Annotated in this window: 10 protein-coding genes and 1 tRNA gene; 4 read left to right on the top strand and 7 right to left on the bottom strand. The window is 70.3% G+C overall.

Going from position 1 to position 9,575, the window contains the following annotated elements; all coding sequences use genetic code 11:
- Both Q1B24_RS21635 and Q1B24_RS21630 read left to right on the top strand, forming a co-directional pair.
- Positions 1–537, top strand: a 537-nt coding sequence (locus Q1B24_RS21635; protein ID WP_299932973.1) for a tyrosine-type recombinase/integrase, incomplete at its 5' end; no start/stop codon positions are given.
- Positions 538–628: 91 nt separating this feature from the next.
- The gene (locus Q1B24_RS21630; RefSeq protein WP_299932970.1) at positions 629–895 is read left to right on the top strand and encodes an Lsr2 family protein; all 267 of its coding nucleotides are present in this window, start codon (positions 629–631) and stop codon (positions 893–895) included.
- A 138-nt stretch (positions 896–1,033) separates the two neighbouring features.
- Here the strand turns inward: Q1B24_RS21630 and Q1B24_RS21625 are convergent, their stop codons facing one another.
- Positions 1,034–1,276 (bottom strand): hypothetical protein, encoded by a 243-nt coding sequence (locus tag Q1B24_RS21625; RefSeq protein ID WP_299932967.1) that lies wholly within the window; start codon positions 1,274–1,276, stop codon positions 1,034–1,036.
- A gap of 174 nt (positions 1,277–1,450) precedes the next feature.
- Positions 1,451–1,526: transfer RNA gene (locus tag Q1B24_RS21620), tRNA-Thr, on the bottom strand.
- Positions 1,527–1,650: 124 nt separating this feature from the next.
- On the opposite strand from Q1B24_RS21620, the gene Q1B24_RS21615 reads away from it, so the two are divergent.
- Positions 1,651–2,094 (top strand): OsmC family protein, encoded by a 444-nt coding sequence (locus tag Q1B24_RS21615; protein WP_299932964.1) that lies wholly within the window; start codon positions 1,651–1,653, stop codon positions 2,092–2,094.
- A gap of 28 nt (positions 2,095–2,122) precedes the next feature.
- Here Q1B24_RS21615 and Q1B24_RS21610 read toward each other — a convergent pair whose 3' ends face one another.
- The 4 genes from Q1B24_RS21610 to tmk are packed head-to-tail and all read right to left on the bottom strand — an operon-like array spanning position 2,123 to position 5,751.
- The gene (locus Q1B24_RS21610) at positions 2,123–2,317 is read right to left on the bottom strand and encodes a DUF6767 domain-containing protein (RefSeq protein WP_299932961.1); all 195 of its coding nucleotides are present in this window, start codon (positions 2,315–2,317) and stop codon (positions 2,123–2,125) included.
- Positions 2,318–2,375: 58 nt separating this feature from the next.
- On the bottom strand, positions 2,376–3,932 hold the full coding sequence (locus tag Q1B24_RS21605; protein ID WP_299932958.1) for an alpha/beta hydrolase: 1,557 nt from the start codon (positions 3,930–3,932) through the stop codon (positions 2,376–2,378).
- Positions 3,929–5,116 carry a DNA polymerase III subunit delta' gene (locus Q1B24_RS21600; protein ID WP_299932955.1) on the bottom strand — a complete coding sequence of 396 codons (1,188 nt, stop codon included), beginning with the start codon at positions 5,114–5,116 and terminating at the stop codon, positions 3,929–3,931. The genes Q1B24_RS21605 and Q1B24_RS21600 overlap by 4 nt, the downstream gene beginning before the upstream one ends.
- The gene (gene tmk, locus Q1B24_RS21595; protein WP_299932952.1) at positions 5,113–5,751 is read right to left on the bottom strand and encodes a dTMP kinase; all 639 of its coding nucleotides are present in this window, start codon (positions 5,749–5,751) and stop codon (positions 5,113–5,115) included. Before tmk ends, Q1B24_RS21600 begins: the two co-directional genes overlap by 4 nt.
- A gap of 92 nt (positions 5,752–5,843) precedes the next feature.
- Here tmk and Q1B24_RS21590 point away from each other — a divergent pair, with 92 nt between their 5' ends.
- Positions 5,844–6,554 carry a hypothetical protein gene (locus Q1B24_RS21590; RefSeq protein ID WP_299932949.1) on the top strand — a complete coding sequence of 237 codons (711 nt, stop codon included), beginning with the start codon at positions 5,844–5,846 and terminating at the stop codon, positions 6,552–6,554.
- 53 nt (positions 6,555–6,607) lie between these two features.
- On the opposite strand, the gene topA is transcribed toward Q1B24_RS21590, so the two are convergent.
- Entirely contained in the window at positions 6,608–9,313 is a 2,706-nt protein-coding gene (gene topA / locus Q1B24_RS21585) for a type I DNA topoisomerase (RefSeq protein ID WP_299932946.1), read from the bottom strand.
- Positions 9,314–9,575: the final 262 nt, after the last annotated feature.

The following is a 9,575-nucleotide window of genomic DNA, read 5'->3' as shown; positions in this document are numbered from 1 at the left end:
CCTCACGCCACCGAACACTCACCCCACGACGGCGACAATCAACCCATCCCAACCGTGCCCATCGGTGGATCGAGGCTAAGCGCCACACCGCCGCGGATCACCTTCGACGCCCAACTGCCTGAGTCCTATCGCGTCTCGGACGTCGACCCGCTCGCGCCGACCAAGGGAAAGGATCGGCGCACGATCGTCATGGCTCCGCAGCTGTACGACTTGTTCACCGAGATCGGCGCCTCCTCGCGATGCACCAGCAGCACAGACCCGGTCCTCGCTACCCGTAACGGCACCTTCGTCACTCACGCCAACGTGCGAACGATGCTGCGCGACCTGGTGAAAGGGACCCACCTCGAGTGGGTCCACCCCCACTCACTTCGCCGCACCTACCTCACGGCCGCAGAAGCCACCTTTGGTCTCGACGGCGCTCAGATGCTGGGTGGGCATCGCGACAAGAGGACAACGGGGCTCTACGTCATCAAGGACGACATCGAGGTGCTCGACCCTCGCCGCATGTTCGCTGGCCGAGACAACGCCACCGGCTGACGGCTCAGGCAGGGTTCTGCGGGCGCGGCCGCCGTGTCACTCAACACGCACGACTCCAGAAGGCACACTGTCGGATCGAGGTGGCGCAAGAATGACCGTCGCCGCCCCCGTTGGTCCCGCCCCGTCCTGCGACACTGAACAAGGAGCTGCTGTGGCCCGGAAGACGATCATCACCTTGGTCGATGACTTGGACGGATCGGAGGCGGTCACGACCGTCACCTTCGGCCTAGACGGCCGCAACTACGAGATTGACCTCAGCGACAGCAACGAGGCAGCCCTTCGTGACGTCCTTGCCCCGTATGTCGACGGAGCTCGGAAGCTCGCCACGCGCGGACGTGCCTCCCGTCGCTCGAAGTAGCGGTCTCGGCAAGCACGGGCCCTTACTTGACCCTCGCGGAACTTCTGCATAGGTCACACTCTCTCGCGCCCTCTACGACCAACGCGCTCGGTGCTTATGAACGCGGGGCGCGGTACTTATGAACGCCGGGCGCGGTACTTATGAACGCCGGGCGCGGTGCATGCCGGCGAGCAGACCGAGGCGGAAACCGTTCTGGAAGTCCGGGCCCGCCGCTTCGAGGTGCGCCGCGAGGCGGGCCCCGTCAACGGTTCCCTCGTTAATCAGACGTTCGATGGCGCCTTCCGCGTCCGCTTCGGCTTCCTGAGATGGGTTGCCGCGCTTCATCGCCGCTCGCAGCGATGACTTCCGGCCTGACTCGCGGTGGTTCTCGTCGTAATTCATGTGCCTGCTCCTGCGCACGAGGGGGTGGCCGACGCGAACAAGTTCGGGCGGCCTGGACGACCTCGAGAAGCGCACCACAAAGGCGCCACTTCGTTAAAGCGGCGCAATTAGGGGGATCGCCCCTCGAGAGCGTGGTCCGTCCCTGCGCGTTTGCGCAGGTCAGGTGGGGTGTGGTGGAGCCGCCTGTCGGAATCGAACCGACGACCTAGTCATTACGAGTGACTCGCTCTACCGACTGAGCTAAGGCGGCGTGGCCTGCCGAGCGTGCTCGGTGGACCGCGGGCGAGTATACGGAGGCGGTCGGGCCGGACTGAAATCACGGCCCACCGACTAGGTTCGAAGGCGACCGCACAACCTTTGTCTCAGGAGGCACGATGCCCACTCGCACCGCACGCACTGCTTGGAACGGCGGACTCCAGGACGGCTCCGGCCAGGTCGAGCTGACCAGCTCCGGCGTCGGGACGTACGACGTCAGCTTCCCCAAGCGCGCCGCGGAGGACGCCGGCGGGACGACGAGCCCCGAGGAGCTCGTCGCCGCGGCCCACTCGTCCTGCTATGCCATGCAGCTGTCCAACCTCGTCGCCGAGGCCGGCGGCACTCCGCAGGCCCTCGACGTGACGGCCGACGTGACCCTGGGCGAGGACAAGGAGGCCGGCGGCTTCAAGATCACCGGCATCAAGCTCACCGTCCGCGGTGAGGTCGACGGCCTCGACGAGGCCGGCTTCAAGGACGCCGCCGAGAAGGCCAAGGCCGGCTGCCCGATCAGCAAGGCGCTCGCTGCCGTCGACATCACGCTCGACGCCGCACTCGAGGGCTGAGCACCGCCGCTGTCGAGGGCCCGTTCCGTCACCGCGAGGCGACGGGGCGGGCCTTCGGCTTGTCGAGAGCCTCGCGCCGGAGCTCGGCGAGCCGCTCGCGCAGCGCCGGGTCGCGCATCACCTCGGCGACGGTCGGGCAGTCCTGCGGCCCGGTGGCCCCGGGCACGCACAGGCTGCACATGTCACCCGGTCGCAGCGGGCACCGCGCGTCGACGTACGCCATGCCTCGACGGTAGGCAGCCGCTGGCGGGGCGCCACAGGGCCGAAGGTCCCTCGCGGACTCAGCAGGAGGTGCCGTCGGGGGGCACGGTGCCGTCGAGGAGGTAGTCCTCGACCAGGGTGTCGATGCACGCGTTGCCCGCGTTGTACGCCGTGTGGCCGTCGCCGTCGCGCTCGACGAGCACGCCGGAGTCGAGCTGGGCCGACAGGGCCTGCGCCCACTTCAGCGGCGTCGCCGGGTCGCGGCTGGTGCCGAGCACGACGATCGGCGCCGCGCCCGCGCCGCGGATGGTCAGCGGCTCCTCGCTCGACGTGACGTCGATGCCGCGGCAGGTCGTCATCGCCCAGGCGAAGATCCGGCCGAAGGTAGGCGACGCCTCCTCGAACTCGGGGAACAGCGACGGCACCTGGCCGAACGGCACCGACGACGGGTCGTCGAGGCAGTTGATCGAGTAGTTGGCCTCGACCGAGTTGTCGGCGTAGCTGCCGTCGGTGTTGCGCGAGGCGTAGGCGTCGGCGAGCGACATCAGCGCCGAGCCCTTGCCCTCCAGCGCCGAGGCGAGGGCCGTGCTGAGCAGGAACCAGTAGTCCCGGTTGTAGAGCGGCGTGATGACGCCGTAGAACGCGTTGCCGACCGTCAGCTCACGATCGCCCGCGGGCAGCGGCTCCTCCTCGATCGAGTCCAGCAGGTCACTGATGGTGGCCATGCCCTCGTCGACGGTGTCGCCCAGGAAGCAGTTGTCGGTGGAGTCGAGACAGTTCTGCACGTAGGCGCGCAGCGCCGTCTCGAAGCCGGTGGCCTGCTCCAGCGCCAGCGACTTCGCGTCGAGGGAGACGTCGACCGCACCGTCGAGGACGAACCGGCCGACCTCGTCGGGGAAGAGCTCGGCGTAGGTCGCACCGAGCTTGGTGCCGTAGGACGCGCCGAAGTAGCGCAGCTTCTCCTCCCCCAGCGCCGCGCGCAGCACGTCCATGTCTCGGGCCGCCTCGGTCGTGGTCACGTGGCCGACGACCGGCCCGGAGCCGGCGACGCACCCCGGGCCGAAGGACAGGACCGAGTCCTCGAAGTAGTCGACCTCCAGCGCGGTGTCGGGCGTCGGATCGCCGGCGAGGTAGGCGTCGAGCTTGCCGTCGCTGAGGCAGTCGACCGGCGCCGAGGCCCCGACGCCGCGGGGGTCGAAGCCGACGATGTCGAAGCCGTCGAGCAACGGCTCGCGGAACACCTGCGCACCCGCGGCGGCGTACGTCGTCCCGCGTGCGCCGGGCCCGCCGGGGTTCACCACCAGGGAGCCGACGCGCGACCCCTTGGCCGGGACACGGAGGAGCGCCAGGTCGACGGTCTCCCCCCGCGGGTCGGCGTAGTCGACCGGGACGGTGAGGAATCCGCAGTCGTGGTCGTCGTTGCTCTCGCAGGGCTGCCAGTCGATGCGCTGGGAGTAGATCTCCTCGAGCTCCGGGGACGGCGCCTCGGTGACGGCCGCCGGCGGCGGTGTCGTCGGCGAGGGCGTCGGCTCCACGACCGGGGACTCGGACGTGGATCCCTGGAGGGCGAGCCCGACCGCGACGAAGGCGGTGAGCGCCAGTGCGAGCACGGCGACCAACGCGACGACCTTCTTCATCCACGTCCTCCGGGCAGTCGCAGCGCGACCGTCATCGACTCCAGGGCCAGCTGGGGCGGCACGTTGAACTCGAGCATCTGCTCGCGGGCGGTGAAGATCGCGTCGATCATCCGCAGCAGCTCCTCCGGCGAGGCGGCGCGGGCGACGACCGCGACGTCGCCGCGCAGCTCCTCGTTGACGAGCAGGCCGGGAGCACCGACGGACAGCGCGATGGCGTCACGGTAGACCGAGACGAGGTCCATCAGCGCGCGGTCGATCACGTCGAGCACGCGGCGCTTGGCCTTCTGCTTCTGCAGCTTCTCCAGCCCGGCGAGGGCGGCGCGGTAGGAGCGGCTCGCGGTGTCCTTGCGCTCACTGCCGAAGATCGACTGCAGCTCGGCCAGCTCGCGCCGCTCGGCGTCGGCCGTGATCGCCTCGGTCTCCTGCTTGGCGAGCTCGGCGAGGGTGGTCGCCGCGGTCATGCAGGAGCCCAGCGACGTCAGGCGGGCCGGGATGCTGACCACCTCGCGGCGGCGGTTGCGGGTCTCCTCGTCGAGCGCCAGCGCGCGGGCGCGGCCGATGTGTCCCTGGCTGGCCCGCGCAGCGAAGCCGGCCATCGCCTCGGAGATGTCGTCGTTGCCGGTCAGGAAGGCGGCGACGTCACGGGTGCCGGGCGTCGCCAGGGTCAGCGTGCGGCAGCGCGAGCGGATCGTCGGCAGCACGTCCTGCACCGTCGGCGCGCACAGCAGCCACAGCGTCTTGGGAGTCGGCTCCTCGATCGCCTTGAGGAGGGCGTTGCCGGTGCGGGGGTTCTCCGGCGTGCCGAGCCGGTCGGCGTCCTCGATGACGACGATCTGCCAGCGCCCGATCGCGGGGAACTTCGCCGCCGACAGCACCAGGTCGCGCATGTCGTCGACGTAGAGGACCGACGTCTCGGACTTCACCCACGTGATGTCGGGGTGCGAGCCGCTCATGCCGAGCCGGCACGCCTCGCACTCGCCGCAGCCGGTCTGCCGCTCGCACTGCAGCGCCGCGGCGAAGGCACGCGCCACGTTGGAGCGGCCCGAGCCGGGCGGACCGGTGAACAGCCACGCGTGGGTCATGCCCACCCCCGCGGCCGCGTGCTGGAGCACCTCGATCGTCGGACGCTGGCCGACGAGGTCGGACCAGACGGTCCGGGTCGCTGAACTGGTCGGGGTGGTCACGGGCGCTCCAGGAGGGGCGCGACCCGCTGCTGGATCGCCTCGGCGATCTCCTCGATCGGCGCCCGCGCGTCCAGTACGACGTAGTGGTCGGGGTCCGCGGCCGCGAGCCCGAGGAAGCCCTGCCGCACCCGCTGGTGGAACTCCAGCGACTGCCCCTCGATCCGGTCACGGCCGGTGAACCGGCCGAACCCGGCCTCCGGCTCGAGGTCGAGGACGACGGTCAGGTGGGGGCGGAGGTCGCCGGTGGCCCACCGCGCGACGGCCTCGACCTCCGCGACGTCGAGGGTGCGGCCGGCCCCCTGGTAGGCCAGCGTCGAGTCGACGTAGCGGTCGGTGATCACGACCTCGCCGCGCGCGAGCGCGGGCAGGACGACGTGGTCGACGTGCTCGGCCTTGTCGGCGGCGTAGAGCAGGGCCTCGGTGCGGTCGGACAGGTCGCCGGTCGCCGGGTCGAGCACGATGCGCCGCAGCTCCTTGCCGACCGAGGTGTCGCCGGGCTCGAAGGTGAGCAGGACGGTCTCGCCGCGCTCGCCGAGCCAGTCGCGCAGCAGGCGCGACTGCGTGGACTTGCCCGCCCCCTCGCCACCCTCGAAGCACACGAAGAGCCCGGTCTCCGAATACACGCCTGCGCTCACGTCGCACACCCTACGGGCGGGGTGGGACACCGGGACCGGTGACATCGGTCCGATCGGACGTCTAGGCTCCGGACCAGTCGGAGGGGGTGGGCATGACGACCGAGCTGGTCTCGTCCGAGCCTGCGCGCCTCGCGACGCAACCGCCGCCCCGCCTCGACCGCATCGCCGCCTGGGTCCTGCTCGCCGGTCTCCTCGTGATGTACGCCGCTGCCATCGCGGTCGGCGAGCGTGAGACCGACCTCCCGCACCTGCGCGAGGCGATCGCCTCGGGCGAGGTCACCGAGGTCCGGCTCTCGGAGGGCCTGGACGACAGCTCCCGCGGCTACGTCGGCGTGCAGATCGCCTGGGAGCAGCACGGTATCTCCTACTCGACGACCATCACCCAGGCCTCCGGCGAGCGCCAGGCACGCCAGGCGCGGAGCGGGAACGCATCGACCCCTGTCGCGGTGGGTGATGTCGCGGACTTCCTCACCACCGACGGGCAGCAGGTGCGGGTGGCCGGTGCGACGGACCCTCCCTACGGGACGTCCACCGAGGTGCTGGGGTTCACCGTTCCGGGCGGGTTCTTCGTCGCGCAGCTCGTCATCACCTGCGCGACCCTGCTGCTGATCGGCGCCCGCGAGCCGTGGCGTGCCACACGGTGGGCGTGGGCCTGGCTCGTGCTCCTGACGCCGATCGGCGTACCCGCGTTCCTCGTTCTCGGCGGGAGCACAGGCCTGCTGCGCCCCCGGAAGCCGCACCGGCGGCTGACCGCCGGCTGGGCCTTCCTCCTGGCGCTGCTGATCTTCACGCCGGGGTCCTGAGCCGACAGTGGAGCCGGGGGCCCGACCTAAGGGCTCCCGGCTCCACTGTCGCGTCAGGACTTCTTGGCGGTCTTCTTCGCAGCCGTCTTCTTGGCCGTGGTCTTCTTCGCGGCGGTCTTCTTGGCTGCAGCCTTCTTGGCGGGGGCCTTCTTCGCGCCCTTCTTGGCCGCCTTCTTGGCCGGGCCGCGTTCGCGGCGCTCGGCGAGCAGCTCGGCCGCGCGCTCGAGGGTGATCGACTCGACGGTGTCGTCCTTGCGGAGCGTGGCGTTGTACTCGCCGTCGGTGACGTACTCGCCGAAGCGGCCGGCCTTGACGATCACCGGCTGGCCAGAGACGGGGTCGTTGCCGAGCTCCTTGAGCGGCGGGGTGGCCGCACCGCGACCGCGCTGCTTGGGCTGGGCGTAGATCGCCTTGGCCTGGTCGAGGGTGATGTCGAAGATCTGGTCCTCGGACGTGAGGCTGCGGGAGTCGGTGCCCTTCTTGAGGTAGGGCCCGTAGCGACCGTTCTGCGCGGTGATCTCGGTGCCGTCCTCGTCGACGCCGACGATGCGGGGCAGGTCGAGCAGCCGGACCGCCTGCTCAAGCGTGACGGTGTCGAGCGTCATCGACTTGAAGAGCGAGCCGGTGCGCGGCTTGGCCGACTTGGGGGCGTCCTCGGGCAGCAGCTCGGTGACGTAGGGGCCGAAGCGGCCGTTCTTGGCCACGATCTGCAGGCCGGTGTCGGGGTGGTTGCCGACCACCTGCTCCTCGCCGGCCGGGTTGGCCAGCAGCTCCTTGGCCTTGGCGACCGTCAGCTCGTCGGGCGGCAGGTCGTCGGGGACGTTGGCGCGCACCGGGGCGCCGTCGCCGTCCTCGGGCGCGGGGCCCTCGACGTAGGGGCCGTAGCGACCCACGCGGAGGTCGATGCCCTCGCCGATCGGGAAGGTCGCCATCTCCTTGGCGTCGATCTCGCCGAGCTCGGTGACGAGCGTCTTGAGGCCGACCACGTCACCGGCGCCGTAGTAGAACTCGCCGAGCTCGGTGGCCCGGTCCTTCCGCCCGCCGGCGATCTCGTCGAGGACGTCCTCCATGTCGGCGGTGAACTCGTAGGACACCTGCCGCGGGAAGTGCGCCTCCAGCAGGCGGATCACCGAGAAGGCCAGCCACGCCGGCACCAGCGCGGTGCCCTTCTTGTAGACGTAGCCGCGGTTGAGGATCGTGCCGATGATCGAGGCGTACGTCGACGGGCGGCCGATCTCGCGGTCCTCGAGCTCCTTGATCAGCGTCGCCTCGGTGTAGCGCGAGGGCGGCTTGGTCTCGTGGCCCTCGGGGCTCAGCGTCGCCGCCGACACGGCCGCACCCTGGGTGAGGTTGGGCAGGCGGGTCTCGGCGTCGTCGCGGCGCTTGGAGGCGTCGTCGATGTCCTCGACGTAGGCCTTGAGGAAGCCGTGGAAGGTGATCGTGCGACCGCTCGCGCTGAAGACCACGTCGCGACCGTCGGCGGCGGCGCCACCGATGCGGATCGTCACCGAGTTGCCGGTGGCGTCCTTCATCTGCGAAGCGACGGTGCGCATCCAGATCAGCTCGTAGAGACGGAACTGCTCGCCGGACAGACCCGTCTGGGCCGGGGTGCGGAACGTGTCACCGGCCGGTCGGATCGCCTCGTGCGCCTCCTGCGCGTTCTTCACCTTGGAGGCATAGGTCCGCGGGGAGTCGGGCAGGTACTCGGCGCCGTACAGCTCGCGCACCTGGTCGCGCGCGGCACCCACCGCGGCGTCCGAGAGCGTCGTGGAGTCCGTACGCATGTAGGTGATGAAGCCGTTCTCGTAGAGCCGCTGCGCGACCGACATCGTCACGCTGGCGCTCATCCCGAGCTTGCGGCTCGCCTCCTGCTGCAGCGTGGTGGTGCGGAAGGGGGCGTAGGGCGAGCGGCGGTAGGGCTTGGACTCGACCGAGCGGACGTCGTACGCCGTCTCGCCCAGGCCGGCGGCGAGCGCCTCGGCGTCGGCGCGGCTGAGGTGGACGCGCTCGCTCTTGCCCTTGAGCTCGCCGGTGTCGTCGAAGTCGGCGCCGCGGGCGACGCGGACGTCGTCGAGGCTGTAGAGCTTGGCCGGGAACATCCGCGGGTCGTGTCCGGTGCCGGCGTCGAAGGTGGCGTCGAGGTCCCAGTAGGAGGCGACGCGGAACTTCATCCGCGCCCGCTCACGGTCGACCACCAGGCGGGTCGCCACCGACTGCACGCGGCCGGCGGAGAGGCCGGACATGACCTTCTTCCACAGCACCGGGGAGACCTCGTAGCCGTAGAGGCGGTCGAGGATGCGACGCGCCTCCTGGGCCTCGACGAGGTCGTCGTTGATCTCGCGGGGGTTCTCGACCGCGGCGAGGATCGCGGGCTTGGTGATCTCGTGGAAGACCATCCGGTGGACCGGCAGGCCCTTCGGCGGCTTGAGCTCGTCGAGAAGGTGCCAGGCGATCGCCTCGCCCTCGCGGTCCTCATCGGTGGCGAGGTAGAGGGCGTCGGCGTCCTTGACCAGCTTCTTCAGCTTGGCGATGTGGCTCTTCTTGTCGCGCGGCACGACGTAGTAGGGCTCGAAGCCGTTGTCGACGTCGACCGCGAGCCGGCCCCACGGCTTGTCCTTGATCTTGGCCGGGGTGTCCGCGGCGTTGTTGGGCAGGTCGCGGATGTGACCGATCGACGACTCGACGACGTAGTCCGCGCCGAGGTAGCCGCCGATGGTGCGGGCCTTGGCCGGCGACTCGACGATGACGAGCTTTGCCACGTGTGTTTGCTCCCTCAACTTGTGCGCTGCGATGTTGCTCAGCGCCGCAACGGTAGCGCCAGTTCCCGAGATCGCCACTCCTCGCCGTCCACAGGAGCGGCCGGACAGCCCCCGGCACGGCTCGGGCCCCACGTCACGAGGACGTGGGGCCCGAGCGGGTCAGGCTGCCGGACGGGTCAGAACTCGGGCTCTCCTGACTGATCCGTGGGTCATTTCCGGCCCGGGAGGACGGGGCGGTGGCCGCCGAGGTTGAGCATCGCCA

The organism is uncultured Nocardioides sp., assembly GCF_947488025.1.
GTDB lineage: Bacteria > Actinomycetota > Actinomycetes > Propionibacteriales > Nocardioidaceae > Nocardioides.
Note: the sequence above shows the minus strand (reverse complement) of the source record. Positions and strands in the feature narration are given on the sequence as shown.